Origin of the sequence: Catellatospora tritici, assembly GCF_019083965.1 — a bacterium.
GTDB lineage: Bacteria > Actinomycetota > Actinomycetes > Mycobacteriales > Micromonosporaceae > Catellatospora > Catellatospora tritici.
Genome location: NZ_JAHRCY010000009.1, coordinates 167,293 through 190,168 on the forward strand (window position 1 = coordinate 167,293; position 22,876 = coordinate 190,168).

At 72.2% G+C, this 22,876-nt stretch carries 24 protein-coding genes; 8 read left to right on the forward strand and 16 right to left on the reverse strand.

Annotated features, from left to right (window positions below; genetic code table 11):
* Window positions 1-4: 4 nt before the first annotated feature.
* From KUA19_RS21600 to KUA19_RS21610, 3 genes are all read left to right on the forward strand, one after another.
* Window positions 5-1,003, forward strand: coding sequence for a hypothetical protein (locus tag KUA19_RS21600; RefSeq protein ID WP_217398284.1), 999 nt, complete (start codon window positions 5-7; stop codon window positions 1,001-1,003).
* A gap of 49 nt (window positions 1,004-1,052) precedes the next feature.
* On the forward strand, window positions 1,053-2,252 hold the full coding sequence (locus KUA19_RS44605) for a PP2C family protein-serine/threonine phosphatase (RefSeq protein WP_217398286.1): 1,200 nt from the start codon (window positions 1,053-1,055) through the stop codon (window positions 2,250-2,252).
* 91 nt (window positions 2,253-2,343) lie between these two features.
* Window positions 2,344-2,835, forward strand: a complete 492-nt coding sequence (locus KUA19_RS21610) for a DsbA family protein (RefSeq protein WP_217398288.1) — start codon at window positions 2,344-2,346, stop codon at window positions 2,833-2,835.
* A gap of 123 nt (window positions 2,836-2,958) precedes the next feature.
* On the opposite strand, the gene nhaA is transcribed toward KUA19_RS21610, so the two are convergent.
* Window positions 2,959-4,362 carry a Na+/H+ antiporter NhaA gene (nhaA, locus tag KUA19_RS21615; RefSeq protein ID WP_217398290.1) on the reverse strand — a complete coding sequence of 468 codons (1,404 nt, stop codon included), beginning with the start codon at window positions 4,360-4,362 and terminating at the stop codon, window positions 2,959-2,961.
* Window positions 4,363-4,680: 318 nt separating this feature from the next.
* Between nhaA and KUA19_RS21620 the strand changes: the two genes are divergently transcribed.
* Window positions 4,681-5,364 carry a DUF2306 domain-containing protein gene (locus KUA19_RS21620; protein WP_217398292.1) on the forward strand — a complete coding sequence of 228 codons (684 nt, stop codon included), beginning with the start codon at window positions 4,681-4,683 and terminating at the stop codon, window positions 5,362-5,364.
* Between the two features lie 16 nt (window positions 5,365-5,380).
* Here KUA19_RS21620 and KUA19_RS21625 read toward each other — a convergent pair whose 3' ends face one another.
* The gene (locus tag KUA19_RS21625) at window positions 5,381-5,701 is read right to left on the reverse strand and encodes a hypothetical protein (protein WP_217398294.1); all 321 of its coding nucleotides are present in this window, start codon (window positions 5,699-5,701) and stop codon (window positions 5,381-5,383) included.
* 102 nt (window positions 5,702-5,803) lie between these two features.
* The gene (locus KUA19_RS21630; RefSeq protein WP_217398296.1) at window positions 5,804-7,057 is read right to left on the reverse strand and encodes an SGNH/GDSL hydrolase family protein; all 1,254 of its coding nucleotides are present in this window, start codon (window positions 7,055-7,057) and stop codon (window positions 5,804-5,806) included.
* 149 nt (window positions 7,058-7,206) lie between these two features.
* Here KUA19_RS21630 and KUA19_RS21635 point away from each other — a divergent pair, with 149 nt between their 5' ends.
* Window positions 7,207-8,307, forward strand: a complete 1,101-nt coding sequence (locus KUA19_RS21635) for an LLM class flavin-dependent oxidoreductase (RefSeq protein WP_254549863.1) — start codon at window positions 7,207-7,209, stop codon at window positions 8,305-8,307.
* A 100-nt stretch (window positions 8,308-8,407) separates the two neighbouring features.
* On the opposite strand, the gene KUA19_RS21640 is transcribed toward KUA19_RS21635, so the two are convergent.
* Window positions 8,408-9,811: a DHA2 family efflux MFS transporter permease subunit gene (locus tag KUA19_RS21640; protein ID WP_217398298.1), complete on the reverse strand. Its 1,404-nt coding sequence runs from the start codon at window positions 9,809-9,811 to the stop codon at window positions 8,408-8,410.
* A 99-nt stretch (window positions 9,812-9,910) separates the two neighbouring features.
* Between KUA19_RS21640 and KUA19_RS21645 the strand changes: the two genes are divergently transcribed.
* Window positions 9,911-10,486: a helix-turn-helix domain-containing protein gene (locus KUA19_RS21645; protein ID WP_217398301.1), complete on the forward strand. Its 576-nt coding sequence runs from the start codon at window positions 9,911-9,913 to the stop codon at window positions 10,484-10,486.
* Window positions 10,487-10,496: 10 nt separating this feature from the next.
* Here KUA19_RS21645 and KUA19_RS21650 read toward each other — a convergent pair whose 3' ends face one another.
* Both KUA19_RS21650 and KUA19_RS21655 read right to left on the reverse strand, forming a co-directional pair.
* The gene (locus KUA19_RS21650; protein WP_217398303.1) at window positions 10,497-11,018 is read right to left on the reverse strand and encodes a flavin reductase family protein; all 522 of its coding nucleotides are present in this window, start codon (window positions 11,016-11,018) and stop codon (window positions 10,497-10,499) included.
* A gap of 74 nt (window positions 11,019-11,092) precedes the next feature.
* A complete protein-coding gene (locus KUA19_RS21655; protein WP_217398305.1) occupies window positions 11,093-12,325 on the reverse strand; it encodes an MFS transporter in 1,233 nt (410 codons plus the stop codon).
* Window positions 12,326-12,453: 128 nt separating this feature from the next.
* Between KUA19_RS21655 and KUA19_RS21660 the strand changes: the two genes are divergently transcribed.
* Window positions 12,454-13,176, forward strand: coding sequence for an SDR family NAD(P)-dependent oxidoreductase (locus KUA19_RS21660; RefSeq protein WP_308167561.1), 723 nt, complete (start codon window positions 12,454-12,456; stop codon window positions 13,174-13,176).
* A gap of 382 nt (window positions 13,177-13,558) precedes the next feature.
* Window positions 13,559-14,518 carry a hypothetical protein gene (locus KUA19_RS21665; RefSeq protein ID WP_217398308.1) on the forward strand — a complete coding sequence of 320 codons (960 nt, stop codon included), beginning with the start codon at window positions 13,559-13,561 and terminating at the stop codon, window positions 14,516-14,518.
* Between the two features lie 80 nt (window positions 14,519-14,598).
* Here KUA19_RS21665 and KUA19_RS21670 read toward each other — a convergent pair whose 3' ends face one another.
* The 10 genes from KUA19_RS21670 to KUA19_RS21710 form a co-directional block, all read right to left on the reverse strand.
* Window positions 14,599-15,159, reverse strand: a complete 561-nt coding sequence (locus KUA19_RS21670; RefSeq protein ID WP_217398310.1) for a pyridoxamine 5'-phosphate oxidase family protein — start codon at window positions 15,157-15,159, stop codon at window positions 14,599-14,601.
* Window positions 15,160-15,170: 11 nt separating this feature from the next.
* Window positions 15,171-15,596, reverse strand: coding sequence for a CBS domain-containing protein (locus KUA19_RS21675; protein ID WP_217398312.1), 426 nt, complete (start codon window positions 15,594-15,596; stop codon window positions 15,171-15,173).
* 94 nt (window positions 15,597-15,690) lie between these two features.
* On the reverse strand, window positions 15,691-16,356 hold the full coding sequence (locus tag KUA19_RS42970) for a UdgX family uracil-DNA binding protein (RefSeq protein ID WP_308167562.1): 666 nt from the start codon (window positions 16,354-16,356) through the stop codon (window positions 15,691-15,693).
* Between the two features lie 43 nt (window positions 16,357-16,399).
* Window positions 16,400-17,344 (reverse strand): hypothetical protein, encoded by a 945-nt coding sequence (locus tag KUA19_RS42975; RefSeq protein WP_254549864.1) that lies wholly within the window; start codon window positions 17,342-17,344, stop codon window positions 16,400-16,402.
* A 190-nt stretch (window positions 17,345-17,534) separates the two neighbouring features.
* Complete coding sequence (locus KUA19_RS21685) at window positions 17,535-17,945, reverse strand: helix-turn-helix domain-containing protein (protein WP_217398316.1); 411 nt, start codon at window positions 17,943-17,945, stop codon at window positions 17,535-17,537.
* 137 nt (window positions 17,946-18,082) lie between these two features.
* Window positions 18,083-18,718 carry a hypothetical protein gene (locus KUA19_RS21690; RefSeq protein WP_217398318.1) on the reverse strand — a complete coding sequence of 212 codons (636 nt, stop codon included), beginning with the start codon at window positions 18,716-18,718 and terminating at the stop codon, window positions 18,083-18,085.
* Between the two features lie 12 nt (window positions 18,719-18,730).
* A complete protein-coding gene (locus KUA19_RS21695) occupies window positions 18,731-19,882 on the reverse strand; it encodes a globin domain-containing protein (protein WP_217398320.1) in 1,152 nt (383 codons plus the stop codon).
* A gap of 2 nt (window positions 19,883-19,884) precedes the next feature.
* A complete protein-coding gene (locus KUA19_RS21700) occupies window positions 19,885-20,274 on the reverse strand; it encodes a group I truncated hemoglobin (protein WP_217398321.1) in 390 nt (129 codons plus the stop codon).
* A gap of 594 nt (window positions 20,275-20,868) precedes the next feature.
* Entirely contained in the window at window positions 20,869-21,954 is a 1,086-nt protein-coding gene (locus KUA19_RS21705) for a coiled-coil domain-containing protein (RefSeq protein ID WP_217398323.1), read from the reverse strand.
* Between the two features lie 210 nt (window positions 21,955-22,164).
* Window positions 22,165-22,845 carry a GNAT family N-acetyltransferase gene (locus KUA19_RS21710; RefSeq protein WP_217398325.1) on the reverse strand — a complete coding sequence of 227 codons (681 nt, stop codon included), beginning with the start codon at window positions 22,843-22,845 and terminating at the stop codon, window positions 22,165-22,167.
* Window positions 22,846-22,876 lie beyond the last annotated feature (31 nt).

The window sequence follows — 22,876 nt, forward strand, 5'->3', positions numbered from 1 at the left end:
AGATATGACTCTGGTCGAGACCGTCGGCCTCGCGGCCCTGGTGGCGGTCGTCCTGGCGGGACTGGTCCTGGGCATCCGCGAGCGGCGCGCCGTCAGCTGGGCCGAGGTGCGCTCGGCGTACGGGGTCCCGCGTACGGTGCGCGTCCGCTACCGCCGCGGCGGCTGGCACGGCCGACCGCCATGGCGGCCCGCCGTGCTGGCGGTCACCCTCGGCGTCGGCAGCTCGGCCTTGGCGCTGCTCATCACCAACCTGACCGAGCCCGGCGCCTGGCAGAGCACCGGCACGGTACTGCTGGCCCTGGTCACGCTGCTGGGCTTCGCCGGGGCGGGCGGCGCGCTCGCCCTGTACGCGAAGCGGCGCACCGTCATCGGCCAGGTCATCCACCGGTGGATCCGGCCCGGCGAGAACGGCGGGCCCCACCAGTACTGGCTGGCTGTCGACACCGACGGCAGGTCCACGAGGATCTCCGGCCACCGGGTCACCCGAGACCAGTTCCGTTCGGTCATGGATGGCGCGCAGGTGCGGCTCAAGGTCGCCCCGATGGTGCGGTACGTGTCCCACCTGCGGCCGCTGCGGCTGCCCGACCCCGTCAACGACTTCCCCGGCGGACACGCCGCCCAGTTCCCGCACGGCCTGGCCGACCTCGCCGTCACTGCCGAGCAGGCCGCCGCCGCGCTGGACTGCCCAGTCGAGCCGTTCGCGTTCACGGTCGAGCACACCGGTGGCCGGATGGCCGGCGTGCGCGCCTACGGGTACGTCCCGCTGGGCACCCCGGCTTCCGGCGACAGGCACCCGCACGCGGTGCTGGTCTACGAGGCGCCCGACGCCGTCGCCGCCGACCGCCTCGGCCACCTGATCAAGTACTTGGTCGTCGAGCCGTGGCTGGTCAACGGCCGCGGCGACGGCGCCCTGTGTGTCCGGGTCGACTACCACAGCCTGCCCACCGACCACCTGGCCCGCGAAGTGATCAAGCAGGTCCGCCGCGCCGCGGTCGGAGGCTGAGCTGCCCATTCGGGACACGCCCGGGTCCTCGCGGCGGTAGACAGAGCAGGTGGAGTACGACCCGCGCCACCGCGCCATCCTGCGGCTGCTGCAGCTGACCCACCTGGCCCGTGGCGACGACGTGGCCGGGTGCGTCAGCGAGGCGCTCGCCCCGCTCGACCTGGCCGCCACGTGCTATCTCGTCGACGAGGAGCAGCAGCGCCTGCACCCGCTGCCGGGCGGCAGCCTGCCCACCGGTGAGCCGATCTCCGTGGACGGAACGGTCGCCGGACGCGCGTTCATGCTGGTGCGGGCACAGCGCGGCGACGGAAGCCGACTGTGGCTGCCGCTGGTGGACGGCACCGAGCGACTCGGCGTGGTCGAGCTGGCCTGGGGTCCGAAGGCGGTCGACCCGGACAGCCTGCCGGGCTGGGCGCAGGACTTCGTGAACCTGGCCGGTCACCTGATCGCGGTGAAGCTGCCGTACGGCGACACGCTGCACCAGACCCGGCGCACCCGCCCCATGACCGTCGCCGCCGAACTGCTGCTGGGCATGCTGCCGCCGCTGACGTTCACCTGCGACCGGCTGGTCGTCAGCGGCCTGCTCCAGCCCAGCTACGACGTCGGCGGCGACGGCTTCGACTACGCGCTGGACGGGTCGACCGCCCGCTTCCACGTGCTGGACGCCATGGGCCGAGGACTCAAGGCTGCCGTGATGGCGGTGACGGCGCTCGCGGCGATCCGGTCGGCGCGGCGCGACGGGCACGGGCTGCACACCATGGCCCGCGCCGCCGACGAGGCGCTGCGCGAACAGTTCGGCCAGGCCGGATTCGCCACGGCGGTGCTGGCCGAACTCGACCTCGACAACGGCCGCCTGCGCTACCTCAACGCCGGGCACCCGCCGCCGCTCCTGCTGCGCGGCCAGCACGCGGTACGCGAACTCGACGGCGGCCGCCGCCTACCCCTCGGCATCGACAGCGACATCCCGCACCTGGGCCAGGAACAGCTCGAACCCAGCGACCGCCTGCTGCTCTACACCGACGGCGTCATCGAGGCCCGCGACCCCGACGGCGACCTGTTCGGCGTCGAGCGCCTCACCGACATCGCCGAGCAAGCCGCCCAGTCCCAGCTCCCCGCCCCCGAAACCCTCCGCATGCTCTCCCGCCGCGTCCTGGACTTCCAGCACGGCCCCGCCCGCGACGACGCCACCCTGCTGCTCGTCGACTGGATCCCCTCCCCCACCCGCCGCGCCGTCCCCCCATCCAGTTGATCATGAACCTAGGGCACGGCTCGACGGTGTGTCATGGGCACAGCTTCCTGATCAACCCGCCTCGGACGAGCCGCGCGCCTAGAGTGGGGTGGTGGCCGAGATCGACCTCGACCGGCACGTGTACGGGGCGGTCGACGCCCCGGTCACCCTGGTGGAGTACGGCGACTTCGAGTGCCCGTACTGCGGGGCGGCGGCTCCCGTGCTGCGACGGCTGGTCGACACCTCCGGCGGCATGGTGCGGCTGGTGTACCGGCACTTCCCGCTGTTCAACTCACACCCGTTCGCACTCACCGCGGCGCTGGCCGCCGAGGCCTCGGGCGACCGGTTCTGGCAGATGCACGACCTCCTCTTCGCCCACCAGACCCGGCTCACCGACGCCGACCTCGACAACTACGCCCACCTGATCGACGCCGGGCAGGTCACGGGCGCGGCGGCGCAGCAGCACCGGCCCGAGGTGGAAGCCGACTACAACAGCGGCGTCGAGGCGGGGGTACGCGGCACGCCGACCCTGTTCACCGACGGCCGCCTGTACCAGGGCAAGGTCGAACTCAACGCACTCCGCAGCGCCCTTGGCCTCCCCTGACCGCCCGCTCCGCGCGAGGTAAGGAAGGGCGCCTTCTCATCGCTTTGCGAGGTAGAAGGGCCCCTTCCAAACGCCACGACTCGCCGACATGTTCGGGGCGGGTGCCTCGCGGCGGCGCATGGGTCAGGGGGTGGGGAGGGTGGGGTCGCGCCAGGGGCCGGTGGGCAGCGCGGGCATGTCGCCAGGTTCGTCGGCGGTGCACAGGGGTAGTCGCTCGCCCAGGCAGCGCAGCGCCAACGAACCGAGGACAGCGGCCAGCAGCGATCCGGCCAGTACCCCGATCTTGGCCTGTTCGCGCAGCTCACCGTCGATGAACGCGAGGTCGGTGATGAACAGCGCGATGGTGAAGCCGATACCCGCCAGCAGCGCCCCGCCGATCAGGTGGCCGTATCGGACCCGGCCGGGCAGCTCGCCCAGGCCCGTACGCAGCGCCAGGGCCGCCCCGGCGCTGATGCCGAGGGTCTTGCCGACCACCAGCGCCACCACGATCCCGATGGTGACCGGTGAGGTCGCCGCTCGGCGCAGCGTGTCGGCGTCCAGCCGCACCCCCGCGTTGGCCAGCCCGAACACCGGGATGACCAGGTATGCGCTGACCGGGTGCAGCGCGTCCTGCAGGCGGTCGTTCGGCGGCACGGTGGCCCGTGCCGCCGTCGCGGCCAGGCGAGCCCGTGCCGCGTCGGCCCGCTCCAGCACCGCGCGGCCATAGAAGCGCAGCCGCTCGGCCTGCTCGGGTTCCACCGGGGTGGCGGGCACGAGCAGGCCGACGAGGACACCGGCAAGCGTCGGATGCACGCCGGAGGCGTACACGGCGGCCCACAGCAGGAGCCCGACCAGGACGTACGGCTGCAGCTGCCATACCCGGGCCCAGCGCAGCCCCGCGAGCACCAGCACCAGCACGAGTGCCGCCAGCAGCGCGGGGACGGACACGTGCGCGGTGTAGAAGACGGCCATGACCGTGATCGCGCCGATGTCGTCGGCTATCGCGAGGGTGAGCAGGAACAGGCGGAGCTGGTCCGGGCAGCGCGGGCCGAACAGGGCCAGAATGCCGACCAGGAACGCGGTGTCGGTCGAGACGGGAATGCCCCAGCCGCGGGCCGCCTCACCGGCCGGGTTGAACGCCAGGTAGATCAGCGCGGGCAGGATCAGGCCGCCGACCGCGCCGAGGACCGGCACCAGTACGGCTCGGGGGCGGCGCAGCTCGCCCACCGTGATCTCGCGGCTGATCTCCAGGCCGACGGTGAGGAAGAACAGCGCCATCGCCAGGTCGTTGACCCAGTGTCGCAGGTCAAGGGTGATTCCGGCGTCGCCGATGCGCACCGAGGCTTCGGTGTGCCAGAACGACTCGTACCCGCCGCCGGGAACGTTCGCCCACACCAGCGCGGCTACGGTGGCCAGCAGCAGCATCAGGCCGCTGCCCGCTTCGGTGGCCAGGAACCGCTGCAGCGGGTACGACACGTGCGGCACCGGGATCGTCACGCGCGGCGCGGGTCCGGGGCGCGGCGGCAGTGCCGCGGTACGGGCCGACATAACCCTGATGATCCCCGGTACGACCGCACCGAGCAGGCGCTTGGCCGATCTCGATGCGGTCACCGGCGGCGTCACCGACCACATGCCGATAGTCGGGCGGACATGACCCTGACGCTCCCCGGAGAAATGCCGGAGCAGGCGTTGAGCCGCTTCCGTTCGCTGCGAGCAGAGCGAACGCCACCGCCGCACCGGCCTGCCGCCTCGGGGTGAACCATGCCCGCCGACTCCGGGTGATCACCCTCCCGGCGCGGCGCCCAGGCCATCGATGATGACGCAGGGTCTCCGCGACGGTCGCGGCGACCGGGGTGGAGGAATGACATGACGGCCACTGCGGCACCGGTACGACGGGGACGGCGTACCGCGGCGTTCTGGTGGTTCACGCTCAGCGCGGCGGGGATCGCGGTCTTCGCTGCGCTGCCGTACCTGACCAGCTCACTGCCGAGCCTGGCCGAGGGCGACAACGGACTGGCCGCCAACTACGCGACCCGACCGGCGACCGTCCAGTTCGCGCTGTACGCGCACATCGTCGGCGGAGCGGTCGCGCTGCTGCTGTCCCCGCTGCAGTTCGCGGCCCGACTGCGCGCGCGGGCACCCCGGCTGCACCGGGTGACCGGACGGGTCGTCTTCGGCGCGATCATGCTCGGCGGGGTGTCCGGTCTGGTCCTGGCGCCGTTCAACGGTGCCGGGCTGGTGGGTGTGCTCGGGTTCGGCGGGCTGGCGCTGGTCTGGCTGTGGAGCGCGGTTACGGCGCTGCGGGCGATCCGCGGCGGGGACGTCGAGACACACCGGCGGTGGATGGTGCGGACGTTCGCGGTGACGTACGCGGCGGTGATGCTGCGGTTGTGGCTGCCCGTGCTGATCGTGGCACAGATCGCGCTCGCCGGGGTGGACGGGCAGACGGCGTTCGACCGGGCGTACCTGCTGGTCCCGTTCCTGGCCTGGGTGCCCAACCTGATCGTCGCCGAATGGTGGCTGCGCCGCTCTCAGGCGCACCGGGCCTGAAGCCGACCACCGGCTGCTACACGTCGATGGCCAGCTTGATCTGGTCCCAGTCGGTCAGCGGCTGGGCGGGGCGGCAGTAGGGCAGGACGTACTGGTGCAACCCGCCGGACGGCCGGCTGACGATCTGCTGGAAGGCGACTTCGGGTGATACCGCGCTCGCCTTGGGTGCGGTCTGCACGGCGTCGAGCCAGACCGCGTCGCACTCCTGGCACACCCACAGGGCGGTTCCGGTCGCCAGCACGACGCAGTTCACCACCCAGCCACGCTCGCAGCACCCGCACAGATATTTGTCGATCTCATCCAGCCGTTGCTCGAAGACCTGTCGCCAGTAGCGCATAGGGCGACAGCGTCGCAGGACCCCGCCGAGCTGTCCACCGGGAAAGGGCACCGTCCACCTCGCGGAACGAGGAGAAGGTGCCCTTTCTTACCCGCACGGTGGTTACTGGAACGAGAGGGTGCCGGTGGCGGGGTTGCGGACGCAGGCGAGCGTGCGGTTGGCGGTGGTGGACGCGGCGGCCAGGCACTGACCGAGGACGGCGTGGCCGGACGCGTTGGGGTGCCACGACTCCTGGCACGTCTGGAAGTACGTGACGCAGGCGTTCGCGAAGCGCTGGATCGCGATCTTGTCGTACCCGGACAGGCTGGTGATCGGGTTGCCGGTCGGGCCGTCCTGGATGCGTACCGGGGTGGCCAGCGTGGCGGTGGGGCTGTTGGCGTTCTCGCACAGGCGGGCGCCGTCGAAGGCCCGCTGCACGTTCAGGTAGACCAGGTCGGCGTTGGGAAACTCGGCCGCCAGGGTGGCCCGCGAGTCGCTGACGATCGTGCCGAGCGCGGCGGAGAACCGCTGGCCGGGGGCGAGGCTCGCCCGGTGGATGGGGCAGCCCGCGGCGTACCGCTCCGCGCCGAGGTCCCGGAACTTGTCGCGGGTGTCGTCGCGGCCGTCCTGGTCCCAGAATGAGGAGTACAGCTCCGGCGGCAGCGGGTTGGTGTAGTCCTGCAGCACGATGCGGTGCTGGCCGTCGGCGTCGATCTGGTCGAGGGTGGTCAGCAGCTGGCGCAGCGCGTTGGTGGTCTCGGTGGTGGCCGCGGCGACCTCGGCCGCGGTGGCCAGGTCGGCGTCGGTGCAGGGCTCCTGCGGGACCGGACCGTTGAGGTACGCCCAGAACTCCCACCAGCCGGTCCACGCGTCGGCGATGAACCGGTTCGCGCACAGCGACGCCACGTCGCCGAAGGTGAACGAGCTGTTGTTGGAGCCGAGTCCGACCAGGACCAGGTCGATGTCGTTGGTCTGCGCGACCGCCCGCAGCTGGTCCAGCTGGGCCGCGACCAGGCGGCCGTTGGTGCGGGTGTTGGACGCGCTGGCGATGTCGCGCGGCTGCCCGCCGGAGCAGGCGAGATTGAACCGGGCCGCGATGCCGGGCAGGCTGGCCTGCTGCAGGGACGCGTTGGCCGAGCGGTGGCAGAAGAACGCGTTGCTGTTGGCCGCGGACCAGCCGGGGAAGGGCTGACTGACGCCGTTGACGTCGACCACGGCCTGGTAGGCGCCCGCGCCCTCGCCGCTGATGAAGCTGTCGCCGATCGCCACGGCCGCCGTGGGCAGGGCGGCGGTGGCGGGGGTGGCGACCGCGACGGCTCCGGAGCCGAGCGCCGTGATGACCGCCGCCAGGAGCGTGACGCGACGGAGTCTGGTCACTTTCGCTCCTTTCTCCTGATAGGAACGTGAGATTTGCTCGGGGATCAGACCACGCGCTACGGTTTACGTCAATGCCTCGATGAAGAGCCGCAGCTCACGCACCACTCGGTATCCCATTTTTCCTACCGGAACAGTAGGCTATCGTCCTGATGGGCAGCCGCAGCGCCGAGGAGGGCCACCCCATGACCACGTTCCACTGGTTCCTGCCGACTTCCGGTGACGGGCACGAGATCGGCTCGGCCACCGTCGCCGCGGGCGCGGCCCGGCATGCGCGCGCCGCGACCATCGGCTACCTCACCGAGGTCGCCCAGGCCGCCGAACAGGCCGGATTCACCGCCGCCCTGACGCCCGTCGGCGCCGGCTGCCCCGACCCGTGGATCGTCTGCGCGGCCGTGGCCCAGCACACCGAGCGGCTCAAGCTGCTGGTCGCGTTCCGGACCGGATTCGCGCTGCCCACGCTGCTGGCGCAGCAGGCCGAGGCGTTCCAGGCGATGACCGGCGGGCGGTTGGCCCTCAACGCGGTCACCGGCGGCGACCGGACCGAGCAGCGGGCGTACGGCGACTTCCTCGAGCACGGCGACCGCTATGACCGTACGGCCGAATGCCTCGACGTGCTGCGTCGCGCCTGGGCCGGGCAGCCGTTCGACTACCAGGGGCACCACTACCAGGTGGAGGGTGGCGGCCTGAAGCAGCCGCTCGACCCGGCACCGCCGCTGTACTTCGGCGGCGCGTCGGCGCCCGCCGAACAGGTCGCGGCGCGGCACGCGGACGTCTATCTGATGTGGGGTGAGCCCCCGGCCGCGATCGCCGAGCGGGTGGCGCGGATGCGGGCGCTGGCCGCCGAGCAGGGTCGCACGCTGCGGCTGGGCATCCGGCTGCACGTCATCGCCCGGCCCACCGCCAACGAGGCGTGGGCCGAGGCCGACCGGCTGCTGGCCGGGATGTCACCGGAGCGCATCGCCGCCGCGCAGCAACGGTTCGCCCGGATGGAGTCGGTCGGGCAGGCACGGATGGCGGCCCTGCACCGCGGCAGCGCGGACAGCCTGCTGGTGGCGCCGAACCTGTGGGCGGGCGTCGGGCTCGTGCGCGAGGGCGCGGGCACCGCGCTGGTCGGCAGCTACGCCGAGGTCGCGGCCCGGCTCAGCGAGTACGCCGCGCTCGGGCTCGACGAGTTCATCCTGTCCGCCTGGCCACACCGCGAGGAGGCCACCCGCATCGGCACCCACGTACTACCCCTGGTCACCGCCTGAGCCGGGCACGGGCTGACGTTCGCGCGAGGCAAGGCCGAGGCGGATCCGCCGCACGGGCGCCGGGGCGCCTGGGACGCCGTACGCCCCAGGCGCCCACGCGTCAGCCCGCCGAGCCTGGGCGGGGCACCGGGCGGGCGGCTCGTGCGACGGCGAACAGGAACAGTCCACAGGTCACGACCAGGATCCAGCCGGGCCGGGACGCCCGAGCCAGCTCCGCCGGGCCGACTCCGGCGACCAGGCCGCCCGCCAGCGCGATCCCGATCGCGGAGCCGACCTGCCGGGCGGTGGAGGTGATCGCCCCGGCGACACCGGCCCGGTCCGACGGCAGGCCGGTCACCGCCGTGTTGGTGATCGGGGCGTTGGCGAAGCCGAAGCCGATTCCGACGAGCAGGTAGGCCGGCAGCAGTTGCGCCAGGGGTGTGTCGGAGCGCAGGCCGACCAGCAGCAGACCGCCCGCGGTCACGAACGACGCGGCCAGCAGCAGCGGCCGCCGTGCGCCGAATCGGCCGGTCAGGCGGCCGGACAGCGGCGCGCACACGATCGTCGCGAAGGCCATGGGCAGGGTGGCGCTGCCCGCCGCCAATGGGGTCCAGCCGTGGACGTGCTGCAGGTAGAGGGTATTGAGCAGCAGAGCGAGGCCCAGGGCGACGAACAGCGCCACCGCTCCCAGTACGGCCATGGCGAAGGCCGGTCGCCGGAACAGAGCGAGATCCATCAGCGGTTCGGCGGCGCGCCGCTCGGCCGCCACGAAACCGGCGATCGCGGTCGCGGCGATCAGGCATCCCGCGAGGACCAGCGGTGATGCCCAGCCCAGGTGCGGGCCCTCGATCAGCACGCCGACGGTGGCGCACAGCGCGACGGTGAGCAGCACCTGGCCGGGCAGGTCGAGCCGGCGGCCACGCGAGCCACGGGACTCGGGCACGAACAGCGCGGTCAGGACGAGCGCGGCGACGACCACGGGCACGTTGACCCAGAACACCGACCTCCAGCCATACGCCGCGATGAGCGCGCCGCCCGTCACCGGCCCGGCGGCCATGCTCAGCCCGAAGACCGCGGCCCAGATCCCGATCGCCTGCGCCCGCTCCCGCGGGTCGGGCATGGCGTTGACCACGATCGCCAACGCCACCGGGCTGAGCATGGAGGCGCCGATTCCCTGGGCGGCCCGCGCCGCGACGAGCACGCCCAGCGACGGCGCCAGGGCGCACGCCAGCGACGCCGCACCGAAGATCACCAGCCCGGTACGGAAGATCCGGCGCCGCCCGAACCGGTCGGCCAGTGCGCCGGAGGTGATCAGCAGGCTGGCGACCACCAGCGTGTACGCGTCCACGACCCATTCCAGATCGCGGATGCTCGCGCCGAGCCCGCGTCCGATGGCGGGCAGACCCACGTTGACGATCGTGGTGTCCAGGCCGACCAGGAACAGGCTCAGCGCGCAGATCGCGAGCACCGTCCAGCGGCCGCGCGCGGTCAACGCGGGCGCCGCGACCAGGGTTGTCGTGGACATCGGGTCACCTCCAGGTTTTGCGGAACACGTCCGGGGCCATGTTCGGCCCGCGCGGCCGACGCGGTGCAGCGAATTTGCGGAAACTGCAAAAATGAGGCTGTGAACACCGAGCTGGAAGAGATCCTCGCAGGCATCGGTCCGCGACTGCGCGCGCTGCGTCGCGACCGCGGGCTCACCCTGGAGGCGCTCGCGGCCGACACCGGGATCTCGGTGAGCACGCTGTCACGGCTGGAATCGGGCCTGCGTCGCCCCACCCTGGAGCTGCTGATCCCGCTCGCCCAGGCACACCGGGTCGCCCTGGACCAACTGGTGGCGGCACCGGCGACCGGGGACCCCCGGGTCCACCTGCGCCCGCACCGGCGGCGGGAGGGCAGCGTGCTGGTGCCGCTCACCCAGTACCCGGGGCGGGTGCAGGTGTTCAAGCAGGTTCTCGCACCTCGCGAGCCGAAGCTCGTCACCCATGCCGGGTACGAGTGGCTCTATGTGCTGGCGGGCACGCTGCGGCTCATCCTCGGGCAGCGCGACTTCACGCTGCGGCCCGGCGAGGTGGCCGAGTTCGACACCGGCGAGCCGCACTGGTTCGGTCCCGCGGGCAGCGAGGCGGTGGAGATCCTGCACCTGTTCGGGCCGCGCGGCGATCAGGCAGTGGTCCGTACGCGGCCGCCGGAGCCGTGACGCGGCAGCTTCAGCGGGCCAGCTGGGAGTAGCCGCCCATGTGGTAGAGCAGGGGTTCGCCGTCGCGCTGGTGGGCGTCGACCGGCCGCCCGAGCACGATCGCGTGGTCGCCCGCCGGGATCCGCTCGACCACCTCGCACACCAGCGTGGCCAGCACCCCGCCCAGGACCGGCACGCCGTACGGGCCGGGCGCCCACAGGCTGGTGTCGGCGAACCGGTCGATGCCCCTGGTCGCGAAGTTGCGCGCGAGCTCCTGCTGCCCCGCCGCGAGCAGGTGGATCGCGACGTGGCGGGCACCGGCGACGGCGGGCCAGCTGGTGGAGTCGCGGTCGAGGCAGAACGACACGAGCTGCGGCCGCAGCGACACCGAGGTGAACGAGGTGGCGGTGAAGCCCGCCGGTCCGATGTCGCCGTGCCCGGACGTGGTGACCACGGTGACGGTCGTGGCGTACTGGCGCAGCAGGCCGAGGTAACGGCTCACCTCGATGCCCGCGACAGCGGTCGACTGGTCCGAGGGTACGGCGATGGTCATGGGGGTGCCTCCCGGTGAGGGTGTCCTAACGGTAGCTCGCCGGGGGATCTTCGTGGGTGCTCAATACGACACAGTCAGAAACGCGGAGTGGCCACCGCGGGCTGGCCGTCGTCGGTGACGTGCTGGTTCGCCGATCCGGGCAGGCGCGAGCGCCACACCGACCAGCCGGAGGCGAGCAGGGCCAGCCCGGTGCAGACGAACAGCAGCCGGTAGTCGAGCACAGAGACCAGCCCGGCCCCGGCCGCGATCGCCACCGCGGACGGGCCGCTGATCAGGGCGTCCACTCCGGCCGCGACCCGGCCCATCATCGCGGCCGGGGTGGCGCGCTGCAGCAGGGTGTGGAAGCTGACGACGGTGACCGACAGCCCACAACCGAAGAACACCATGCCGGGTATGGACAGCCACAGGTGCGGTACGACGAACGACAGCGACGCCGGGGTGAGCGCGAGCATGCCCAGTGCCACGGTGCGCACCTCGCCGAGGCGGCGGATGAGGGCCGCGGCCAGGGCGCCGCCGAGCAGGCCGCCGATGCCCTGCACCGCCGACAGCACGCCGACGAAGCCGGGCTGCCGGTGCAGGCCCTGGTCGACGTAGGCGAAGACGAGGGTCTCGTTGAAGCCGAGCATGAAGATGCTGATCGCCATGCCGGTGGTGATGCGGCGCAGCACCGGGTGGGCGGCCACGTGACGCAGCCCGGCGCCGGCTTCGGTCAGCCAGTGCGGCGCGGACGGTTCCGGAGGGTCCTCGCGGACCCGGATGACGGCGATGGCCAGGGCCGACAGCACGAACCCGGCGATGGTGACGGCGGCGACGGTCCAGCCGCCGACGGCGGTGTAGAGGGCCGCTCCGGCGATGGGGCCGCCCAGGCGCAGCCCCTGCCGCACGGTCTGCAGGGCGCCGTTGGCCTCGGCGAGCAGGTCGTCGGGGACGACGACTTTGATCAGGCCGGTGAGGGCGGCGCTGACGGCGAGGTAGGACAGGCCGTAGAGGACGGCGACGAGGTAGATGACCCAGGCGTCGGCGCGGTCGCGTACGGCGAACAGCGGGGTGAGCGCGACGGCGACGGTGAGGTTGGCGCCGACTAGGAACGGCCGCCGCCGGAACCGGTCGACGAACCAGCCGACCAGGGGCGCGAGCAGCATGGGGGCGACCACCGCGAATATGATCATTCCGGCCTGGCCGCTGGAGCCGGTGATGTCCTTGACCCAGATCGCCAGCGCCAGGACGAGGATCGACTCGGCGGCCATACTCGCGATGAGGCCGAAGAACAGCAGCCGAAAGTCGGCACGGCGCAGCACCTGGCGCATCCGCGTCTCCTCACGTGCACGAGGCGGGTCGACAGAATATCCCTTTCCCGAGAAATCGACGATCTTTCATTCACCCGGGTATGCGCGTTGTGGCCGAAAGCGCCGCTCGCACCGAGGACAATGGCACGGTGGAAGAAGACAGGTTCGTCGGGCGTGTCGCGGTGGTCACCGGCGCCAACCGGGGCATCGGGCGTGAGGTGGTGCGGCAGCTCGCCGCGGGCGGCGCGAGCGTGGTGCTGGGCTCCCGGGACCGGGCCAGAGGCGAGCAGGCCGCCGATGAGCTGCGCTCGGGGCTGGCAGGACGCGGTGAGATCGTCGCGTTGGGGTTGGACGTCACCGACCCGGTGAACCTGCGCGCGGTCGCCGCCGCCGTGGGCGAGCGGTTCGGGCGGCTGGACGTGCTGGTCAACAATGCCGCCATCCTGTACGACACCTGGCAACGCACCGAGAACGCCGACCTGGACACGGTGCGCCAGGCACTGGAGACGAACCTGCTCGGCGCGTGGCAGACCACGCAGGCGCTGCTGCCGCTGCTGCGCTCGGGCCGTCATCCGCGCGTGGTCAACGTGTCCAGCGAGGCTGGGTCGCTGACGGGGATGGGCGGCGAGACTCCGGCGTACGGCGTGTCCAAGGCCGCGCTCAACGCGCTGACCCGCAAGCTCGCCGACGACCTGACCGGGAGCGGGATCCTGGTCAACGCGGTCTGTCCGGGCTGGATCGCCACCGACATGGGCGGCCCCGGCGGCGGCCCGGTGACCGACGGCGCCGCGAGCGTGCTGTGGGCGGTGGATCTGCCCGACCGGGGGCCGACCGGAGGCTTCTTCCGGCACGGCCGTCCGCTGCCGTGGTAACCGGACGAAGCATGGAGAAAAGCTGCTATAAAGCACCCGCGACGATGTGTCGGATTGGTTACCGCGGTGTCGCATTCGGGTGCGCCGGGACACCGTCCAAAAGCGGCTTTCCGGATGTGCCGGGGCGCATCATTGTCTTCGCGGTTCCGAGCGGTATGGAAGACTGATACCCATCGGACTGATCATCTGATTGTGTGCTGCTGACGCCGGTGGTTGGGTGACACCGACATCGGCCACGGTCGGGCCTGACGGCTCGGGCACGGGCCTGGTGATGGTCAGACGTCCCAACGGGGCGACTTCAACACGGCACTGCCGGGCTGACGGTCGGTGGGCGACTGCCATAGGTCAATGAACCAGTGGCCCACCAATCCAAAGGATCATCGTGTCAGTAGGCGACATTCTCGTCTGGACAGTGGCCGTAGTGCTGCTCGCGGCCGTGGCGTTCTTCGTCAAGGCCGTCTTCTTCGACAAGCGCCCGCAGAAGTTCGCGTTCGCGCTCTCGATCCTGTCCATCCCGCTCTACCTGATCTACTTCGCCGACCGCTGGCCCTGGGGCGACCTGCCGATGCGCAAGGCCGTCCAGTGGCTGGACAACTTCGACGGCGCCGACCCCGGGTTCGACTCCTCGGTGGCCCCGGCCTTCATCATCGGCGCGGTCCTGCTGACGCACCTGGTGGTGCTGCAGCGCGTCGCCGCCGGCCGCCGCCTGGAGCGCCTGCAGGACCCGATCGCGACGTTCTTCTCCAGCACGGTGCTCGCCGCGCTGGTCGGCGGCGTGCTGGTGTCGACGTTCCACTGGGGCTGGACCGGCTCGGTCATCGTCGCCGTCGTCTACACCCTGGTCTACCTGGGCGTGCTCGCGCTGCTCGCGGCGGTCATCGAGATCCTGGTCGAGCTCGCGAAGCTGCTGGGCGTGTGGCTCAAGCGCCGCGCCTTCCTCATCGCCACCGGCATCACCCGCGGCTCCAGCTTCGTGTCGTCGCTGGCGGGCCGCCTCGGCCTGACCGACATGGCCGAGAAGATCCGGGCCAAGCGCGACGGCCAGGAGGCGATCTTCGTCGACGAGCAGGACGCCCAGGACAAGGAGCTGTACGCGGCGTTCCTGCGTGACCGTGCCGCCCAGCGCCGCATGGCGGGCCGCTCCGAGGAGGAGATCGCCGCCGAGATCCAGGAGCTGACGGCACCCGAGGGCCTCGTCCTCCCGGACGCTCCTGTTGAGGAGCCGACCAAGAAGCCGAGTCGGTCGCGCCGCGGCGCCGTGAACCCCGCCCCGGCCCAGGCCGAGGCCCCCGCCGTGGAGACCGTACCGGCCGAGCCGGCCGCCGCCTCCGCCGACGCGTAACCGCGCCCGGCACGCGCACGAGGTTTGGAAGGGTCCCTTCTACATCGGATTCCGATAAGAAGGGGCCCTTCCTTCGTGTTTCAGCTGAGGGCGGTGTCGGCTTCGGTGGCGGCGTCGACGGTCTCGAAGTGCCAGGTGGTCTGACTGAACCGGGTGCCCTTGCCGAAGCCGAGGGCGCGCACCGGGTCCACCCGGTAGACGAGGGCACGGCCGCCGACGTGGTGGAACGCCTCGTCGGCGACCTCGAAGCGCCAGTCGGGGCCGTACTTGAACTCGTACACCAGCGCGACCCGGGACAGCTCCGGCGTTTCGCGTACCCGCGTCGCGTCGCCCTCGACGACCAGGTCCAGGCCCTCCGCGAGGGCGTTGGTGCCGGTGGTGAGCACACAGTGCGGGTTCTCGGCCAGGTTGCGGGCCTTGCGCTCGGTCGCGCCGGTGCAGAAGTACAGCGCCTCCTCCGACCACACCGCCAGCAGCGGCGTGACGTGCGGGCGGCCGTCGGGGCGTACCGTCGACAGCCAGAAGACCGGCGCGTCGACCAGCCGCGTCCGGGCGTCCGCCCACGGCACGGGTTCGGCGTCGGGGCTGCTGAACCGCGCGTCGAGCACGGCGGTCGGCGCCAACCGGGTGAGGTGTCCCATCGCGTCTCCGATCAGTGGTTGGGCGGGAAACTGCTGATGCTCGCCAGCGCCGAGGCGGGATCGCGGACGACGACGAGATCGCCGAGGGTGACGATGCCGATGGCCCGGCCCTCGGTGACGACGGGCAGACGGCGCAGGGCGTGCTCGCGCATCAGCCATATCGCGGCGACCACGGGCTCGTCCGGCCCGATGGTCACCACCTTCTCGCTGACCACCTCGGCCAGGCTGGTGCTGGCGGCCTCGCCGCCCATGGCGACGCAGCGCACCACGATGTCACGGTCGGTGACCACACCCGCCAGCGCGCCGTCGTCGCCGACGACGAGCACGCCGCCGATGTGGCGCCGACGCATCTGCCGAGCCGCCTCCAGCAGGCTCGCGGTACGCGGCAGACTCACCGGGTCGGTCGTCATGACCTCACGTATCGTCCGGGCGCGCATGACCCTCCTTCGGTAACGCGCGCCTCGCGCCCCCGGCACGACGGCCGGGTCGCCGACGCGATCCAGGTGTGGCCATGCCCGCGCCCGGCGGTGTCTAAACGTCGCCCAGCGCACGGGCCACCAGCGCCAGATCCTCGACCAGTCCCTGGTAGAGCGCGTCGCGGTCCTCGGCGCGCAGCACCGCCGACGGGTGGATGGTGGCGGCGAACCAGCCGTCGGCGTGCGGGAAGTCGGCGGGGTGGTGGGCCGCCGCAGGCCAGGGCAGCAGCTGCCCGCGTACGGCGGAGATCGTCGCGGACGGCCCCAGCAGCGCCTTGACCGCCGTACCGCCCAGCGCCACCACGAACCGGGGCCGCAGCAGCTCCAGCTCCGCGGTCAGCCAGGGCAGGCAGGACACGACCTCGGTGCGGGTCGGCGTCTGATGGATGCGCCGCTTGCCGGTGTCGCGGTGCTTGAAGTGCTTCACCGCGTTGGTCAGGTAGGTGTCGGCGCGGGCCAGCCCGGCCTCGGCCAGCGCCCGGTCCAGCACCTTGCCCGCCGGGCCGACGAACGGGGCGCCACGACGGTCCTCGACGTCGCCGGGCTGCTCGCCGACCAGCACCACGGCCGGACGAACCGGCCCGGCGCCGAACACGGTCTGGGTGGCGTCGCGATAGAGGTGGCAGCCGCGGCAGCCGCCCGCGGCTGCGCGCAGCTCGTCGAGGGAGCCCGGGTGCGCGGGCACGAACTCCTGCGCGCCCGGTTCGGTACGGGTAGCCACGCGGTGGTCGTACCCCGGCCAGCCGGGGCTCAATCCAGGCTGCTCAGCCCGCCAGCACGGTCCGCCGTTCGCGCTCGGTGCCGTCCAGGGCGGCGGTGGCGGCGGCCAGCCGCTTGTCGAGGGTGCGCCGCAGGCCGGCGACCCGCTCGATCGAGACGCCGACGTTGGCCAACGCCTTCTTGATCCGGTCGCGGACGGCCAGGTCGGTGAAGATGTTGTCGAACCACACGTCGGCGAACCGGGTGAATCCCTCCAGTTCCAGCTCGGGCAGGGTGAGGTTGAGGTCCCGTACGTCGGCGAGCTCGGTGCGCAGCACGGCGATGTGATGGTCGGCGATGGTGGCCGCGGCGGCCGCCTCATCCATCCGCTCGTGCTTCATCGCGCTGCTGAAGGCGCCACCGCCCAGGAACGTGTCATAGCCCGACCAGTCGTCGGCCTTGCCCAGCAGCAGGGCGACGTGGTCGAGGCTGTCGGCCGCCCGCCCGGCCGCCGCCATGGCCTCTCGCAGCTCCTTGATCTCGGCGGTCAGGCTGCCGCGCCGCTCGGCCAGCTCCAGCAGGCGCCCGGCGCGCGCATCACCGGTGGCGGCCAGGTGCTGCTCCTTCTCGGCCAGCACGGCCGCGTAGTCGGCCTCGGCGGTACGCAGCGACGACAGCCGGGCGCGGGCGGCGGCCAGTTCGTCGGCGAGCACCCGCAGCCGCTCCTTCGCCTCGGCGACCCGGTAGGCGGCAGCCTGCTCCTCGGCCCGTTCGCGGGCGAGCGCGTCGTCGCGTGAACCGCGCAGTGCCACCCAGATGCGTGTCAGCGACAGGCTCTCCAGCTTGGCGACGTCGGCGGCCTCGGTGGCATGCGCCTCGGTCACCATGTCCAGCTTCCGCTGCGCGCTGTCGACCCGCTCGCGCAGCTCGCGGCAGCGCTGGGTCGTCACCTGGTGTTCGCCTACGGCCTCGGCCGCCGCGGTCAGCCGCGTCTGGATGTCGTCCAACATGCCGGACATTGGAGCATGCCCCCGCAAGCCACCGCACCCCAGCTCAGCGCCGTGTGACCGCCGCTGCGCACAGTCGGGCACGCCACCCCGACCGGATGATCACGGTGTCAGGGTGGGGACACGCCGTCGAACACGTCCACAAGTTCATGATCAACGCGGTGGGGTGGGGGTGGGGGCGGCGGGGTGAGCGTTAGTCGGTGTCGGGGAGGCCTTCCAGGCGGCGGAGGCGTTCGATGATCTCGGCGGTCAGGTCGAGGCTGGCCGGGGAGAGGCCGGACATGCGGTGGGCCAGGCGGCGGACCCGGGAGTCGCGCAGGGCGCCGAGCGTGCGCAGTTCCTTGTCCACGGCGGCGGCGCGGTCGGGGTCGAGGAAGTAGGCCAGGTCCACGCCGAAGTGGGCCGCGATGCGGCCGACCAGCTCGTGGCTGGGGTTGGTGCGCTTGCCGGTGCGCAGCATCCCGATGTACTGCGCCGACACCTCGGTCGCCTGGGCCACCATCTCGTCGGTCTGCCGTACGCCGCCCGGCTTGATCGTCTCCAGCAGGTGGTTGTACCGCTCGGCGAAGGGCGGGGGCGCCGGTGGCGCACTGGGAAGAGGCATGCGTTCGGCCCTTCCGGGGTCGTGCCGCGTCTCATCGGGCGGACGGGGATACCGCATCGTGGGTCCTCCACTATGGACAATCATCGAACAGGCCCGATGTCTTCGGCAACCTGCCCCATGCGCCCCGACGGAGCCGGTCAGTTCTCAGCCGACCCCTGCAACTCGTCGAGCTGATGCCCGAATGCCATGATCACCGCGTCGAACTGGGCCTGGATGGCAGGCAGGTTGGACCGGGCCGTCTCCAGGGCGCGTAGGCACGTCGCCAGCATCGCCACGTCGCGGGCCAGCCGCTCGCGGTCGGGGCTGTACGCTCCCCCGGCCGTGGCGCGGTAGCTGGCCGCGGCCCGGTCGGCGTCGCGGCGGGCGTTGTCGATGATGTGCGCCGCCTGCTTCTCGGCCGACTCCACGATCAGGCGGCTCTGCTCCTGCGCCGCCGCGATCACCGTGTCGGCCTGCGCCTGCGCCCGCGCCGTCAGCGTCACCGCCTCGGCGGCCACCTGCCGCGCCCGCGCCGCCGCGTCCACCGGCTGGAACCGGTCGCCCAGGCGCTTGACCCGGTCCAGCTCGGCCTGCTGCGCCAGGATGTACGCGTTGAGCGCGTCGACGTCCTCGGCCAGACCGCGCCGCAGCCGGTCCACTGCCTCCTTGTCGTAGCCGCGCTTGCGCCCGGTCGCGTCGGGCAGGTGGTACCGCATGATCGACTCTGGTGTGTGCGGCACCCGCCTGCGCAGGTCCGGCTGCTCGTGGGCGCTCGCGGCGCTGGTCGGGGTCACCCTGCCTGCTCTCTAACGGGTCGCCGCGGAGTAACCCGCGCCGGCGGTGGATGGTCGGTAACGCGTGCCGTCGTACTCCTCCACATGCACCCGGTCGACCGGCACCCCCGCCGCCGCCAGGTCCTCGCGCGCGGCGGCCACCATCGCCGGCGGACCGCACGCGTAGATCTCCAGATCGTTCAGCTTGCCCGCGCTCAGCGCGGCGGACACCACGTCGTCGCGGCCCCCGGACACCGTCACCACGGACAGCCAGCGGTGCGCCGCCTGCAGCCCGCGCAGCGTGTCCAGGTCGTACAGGTCGGCGTCGGTACGGGCGCCGACGTACAGCTCCACGCCGCGCACCGGCACCCCCGACCCCGTCTCGACCTCCACCTGCTCGACCAGCGCCCGCAGCGGCGCCAGGCCGGTGCCGCCCGCGATGAGCAGCAGGTCGCGGCCTCCGCCCGGCAGCAGGGTGAGGCGGTCGCCCACGGCGGCGCCGAGCCGGATCTGGTCGCCCTCGCGCAACTGGTACACCAGCGCCGGGCTCAGCTGCCCGCCCCGGTACGCCCGGACGTGGAACTCGATCGTCCCGTCGGCGCGCGGGGTGTTGGCGGGCGAGAAGTAGCGCCACACCCGTGGCCGCAGCGGGCACTCCAGCGACAGTGACTGCCCCGGCCAGTACGGCAGCGGCATCGTCGGGCGGACCGTGAACACGGCCAGGTCCGGCCCCCGCAGCTCGTGCTCGAGCACGTCCGCCGTCCACCAGGCGGGCTGGCTGCGCGAGGCGTGCTCGGCCGCGCGCATCATCGTCGAGGACACCAGGTCGTACGCCGCGACCCAGTCGTGGGCCAGCTCCGGGGTCCACGCGTCGCCGAGGAAGTGCTCCAGGGTGGCCAGCAGCGCCTGGCCGATCTGCCCGTAGTGCGAGCCCACCACCGAGAACTTGCGGTGGTCGCGGCCCAGACTCTCCAGGTAGGGCGCCGCCCGGTCGAGGCGGTCGACATGCGACACGATGTGGCCCAGAGCCTGCAGCAGCTTGTCGCGCTGGGCGGCCATGGAGATCGGGAACATGTCGCGCAGCTCCGGGTACGCCACGAACAGGTAGGCGTAGAAGTGCTGCGCCGCCCGGTCCCCGTGAGCCTGGACCGTGGCGAAACTGCGCTGCAACCGGGCGGTGTCCATGGTCAGGCGGCCGCCACGATCAGCGGCCGGACCCCGCCGAGGATCTCCCCGATCTGCAGGATGATGTCCATCGGCACGTGCAGCTCGAACAGCACGCCCGCGACGTACTGCGCGGTGCGGTCGAAGTGCTCGCCGCTGATGTCCAGTCGGGCGTGCGCGGGCTGCAGCCGCTCCACCGGGTACGTCCCCGGTCCGCCGAGCACGAAGGTCAGCAGTTGGGCCATGTGGCCCTTGAGGGTGGCCACGTCCACGCCGTCGAAGTAGCCGCGCAGGTGCTCGTCGGCGAGCAGGTAGGTGTAGAGCCGGGACACCGCCTCGCGGACGGCGGGGGCGCCGCCGATGAGCTCGTACAGGCTGGCGTCGGTCGGTGGTGCTGTCGGGGTCTGGGTCATCGTCGCCTCCAGCTCGATGGGTGGGACACGCGAGACGGCGCCTGACCGGCCCCGGGCCCGCAACGCCCCGGACAGGACGTGGAAGCACACCGACACAACCGACAGTTTGCTTTTGTCGGCCAATCCAAACTGTTGGTTGTCCGCGCGCGAGCAGCATATATAGATGAGCCCTAGCGGTGTCAACCAGTAGACGATGAAACTACTGAGCGTATTTGCGACCGAGTGTGCCCGGTGCTGTCCACATCGACCAGAGCTGCGACGGCGTTGCGACAGCGCCCTTGCGCGTCGGTGGGCGCCACTCGACCGGGTGATTTCGCCGGACCGCAATGGACATCCGATCCCGACAGCGTGCGACCCGGTGGCCGAGACGGCAAAGCGGGCGCCGGGACTTCGGGGAGTCGCCAACGCCCGCCTGGGATCGTGTGCCGTGCGGTTAGGTTAAAACGTCTACCGTGTTAAGACAAGAGCACATCTACGGTTGCAATTTCAGTATTGATTCATGTAAGAAACATACGCCTGCTCGGCCTGGGGGCCCGGAGCAGTGCGCGGAGGAGCGGCCCGGACGGTGCGCGACGCAGCGTCCGGGCTGTGCCATCAGGTGGCCTCCGCCTTGGTGAGCCTGCGTTCGGCGGCGACCAGGGCACGGCGGGCGGCACTGTGCTCGGCTTTGGCCCGTACCGACTCCGCACGGGCCTGCTCGCGCCGCTCGGCCAGGGCGAGCAGGGCTTCCTCGATCTCCGACAGCTCCGCCGAGGCCGCCTGCCGCGCCCGATCAGCCGCACCGAGCCGGTCAGCCGCCGCGGCCAACTCCGCCTGGGCCGCGGCGAGCTCCTGCCGCGCGGCCACGCGCGCCCGCTTCTCCTCTTCGGACCTGCGCCGCCGGTCCGCCAACTCGTCCCGCGCGGCCTTGCGCACCGGTGCCTCCCGGTCCGCTGCCGGGGCGCCCGCCGTCGCGCGCGCGGGCTGCCGTCCGCGAGCTGCCTGCTGTGCCGACCGAGCCGACTGCTCGGGCGCCCGCCGGTTCGCGCCCGCCGCCGTTGGCGATGCGGCGTCGGCGTCCCGCCTGGTCGAGGACCTCCCGCGCCGGTTGATGTCGATGACGTTGCCCGCCGAGGTGGCGGCCGCCGGTTCGACGTCCGTGGCCTCGACGTCAGCACCAACCTCCGCTGCGGCTGACGGATGGTCCGGCAGGGCCGCGCCGAAACCGAAGCCGGTGTACGAGACCGCCCGCAGCAGCCGTCCGGTGCGGACCTGCTCGGCGACGTCCGGCTCGGCCAGGGCCGCGGCCAGGGAGTCCTCGGCCTCCGACAGCGGCAGGCGGGCCGCGGGAGTGTCCGGCTGGGCCTGGACTGCCAGCTCGGCCGCCTGGGCGACCAGGTCCGCGAGCAGGTCCTTGCGGCGGGCCGACAGGGTGCGTACGCGGTCACCCGCCAGTTCACGCTGAGCCTGCCGCAGCTGCTCGGCAAGGTCGGTGAGCTGCCCGATCACGGCGGGACGGGTGAGGGCGAGCCGGTTGACCAGCCAGGCGCCGACGGTGGGCTTGCGCAACCGCCCGAGCGCGGTGGCGTCCTTGGCCCTGCCCGCGGCTCTCGCTTCGGCGACGGCGGCGTCGCGGGCCGCCACGAAACCGTCCGGCGGCGCCGCGTACAGCGCGTCGGCCACCCGGTCGAGCTCACTCACCACACCGCCATGATCCCCGCTGACCACCCACCCCACCGCCCGTTCCCCACACCCTGCGCCCACGCCCTCGCGCGCCCTCGCCTCGAGCGCCGTGCAGTTTCGGGGAAACTGCACGAACGGCGGCCAAGATTCCTGCAGTTTCCCCGAAACTGCAGCCTGATCGCGCACGCCGCGGCGACGGCGCTGCGGGGGGTTGGGGAGTGGGTGGGGTTAGGGGGTGGGTGGGGGTTGGAAGAGGCCGTGGATCTGCCAGCCCTGGTTGGGGAAGCCTGCGGCCAGGGCGGTGCGGTCGGAGGCGGTGTTGGCCGGGTCGTGCAGGTAGATCGGGACGGCGCCGTGGGAGAGGATCCAGCGGGCGGCCTGGGCGGTCAGGCGCGAGGCCAGGCCGCGGCCGCGGTGAGCCTCGTCGGTGCCGACGGAGATCTCCATTCCGGCGGGGTTGTGCCGTTTGACGCCGACCCCGGCGGCATAGCGACCCTCGTCGTCGAAGGCGACCAGCGCTTCGCCGCCGAACGGGCGCAGCCACTCCGGCAGGCGTGGGTCGGTGGCGGGCACCCAGATCCCGGCGTCGGGCAGCTCGGTGGGTGCGGTGGTCCACCGGAAGACCCCGGCGAAGACGCGGGCCTCGGGGCGGCCGAGGGCGGCGGGCAGGTGCGCGGGGACATCCGCCCAGTCGCGTACGGCGCCACGCACCCCCTCCGCCACGTCCGGAGCCACCGACAGCACCCCGCCGCCGGGGCACGACACCCCGATCACGTCGTGGACCCGGCCGTCCCAGCCGGGGCGGGTACGCAGGTCGGTGCCGACGACGGTCAGCCCGTCGCGGTCGGGCCAGTCCCCCAGGAACGCGGCGAGGAACGCGGTAAGCGCGGGTGCGGTGCAGGTGTCCATCGCACCGAAGGATACGTCGCGAAGATGTGAT

Bases quoted from the DNA above. Each gene is read 5' to 3' on its own strand.
- KUA19_RS21685 (WP_217398316.1), bottom strand. From the start codon at position 17,945: ATGCCTCTTCCCAGTGCGCCACCGGCGCCCCCGCCCTTCGCCGAGCGG.
- KUA19_RS21620 (WP_217398292.1), top strand. From the start codon at position 4,681: ATGACGGCCACTGCGGCACCGGTACGACGGGGACGGCGTACCGCGGCG.
- KUA19_RS21625 (WP_217398294.1), bottom strand. From the start codon at position 5,701: ATGCGCTACTGGCGACAGGTCTTCGAGCAACGGCTGGATGAGATCGAC.
- KUA19_RS21635 (WP_254549863.1), top strand. From the start codon at position 7,207: ATGGGCAGCCGCAGCGCCGAGGAGGGCCACCCCATGACCACGTTCCAC.
- KUA19_RS21600 (WP_217398284.1), top strand. From the start codon at position 5: ATGACTCTGGTCGAGACCGTCGGCCTCGCGGCCCTGGTGGCGGTCGTC.
- KUA19_RS21675 (WP_217398312.1), bottom strand. From the start codon at position 15,596: ATGCGCGCCCGGACGATACGTGAGGTCATGACGACCGACCCGGTGAGT.
- KUA19_RS21640 (WP_217398298.1), bottom strand. From the start codon at position 9,811: ATGTCCACGACAACCCTGGTCGCGGCGCCCGCGTTGACCGCGCGCGGC.
- KUA19_RS21650 (WP_217398303.1), bottom strand. From the start codon at position 11,018: ATGACCATCGCCGTACCCTCGGACCAGTCGACCGCTGTCGCGGGCATC.
- nhaA (WP_217398290.1), bottom strand. From the start codon at position 4,362: ATGTCGGCCCGTACCGCGGCACTGCCGCCGCGCCCCGGACCCGCGCCG.
- KUA19_RS21710 (WP_217398325.1), bottom strand. From the start codon at position 22,845: ATGGACACCTGCACCGCACCCGCGCTTACCGCGTTCCTCGCCGCGTTC.
- KUA19_RS21700 (WP_217398321.1), bottom strand. From the start codon at position 20,274: ATGACCCAGACCCCGACAGCACCACCGACCGACGCCAGCCTGTACGAG.
- KUA19_RS21695 (WP_217398320.1), bottom strand. From the start codon at position 19,882: ATGGACACCGCCCGGTTGCAGCGCAGTTTCGCCACGGTCCAGGCTCAC.
- KUA19_RS21670 (WP_217398310.1), bottom strand. From the start codon at position 15,159: ATGGGACACCTCACCCGGTTGGCGCCGACCGCCGTGCTCGACGCGCGG.
- KUA19_RS21655 (WP_217398305.1), bottom strand. From the start codon at position 12,325: ATGCGCCAGGTGCTGCGCCGTGCCGACTTTCGGCTGCTGTTCTTCGGC.
- KUA19_RS42975 (WP_254549864.1), bottom strand. From the start codon at position 17,344: ATGTTGGACGACATCCAGACGCGGCTGACCGCGGCGGCCGAGGCCGTA.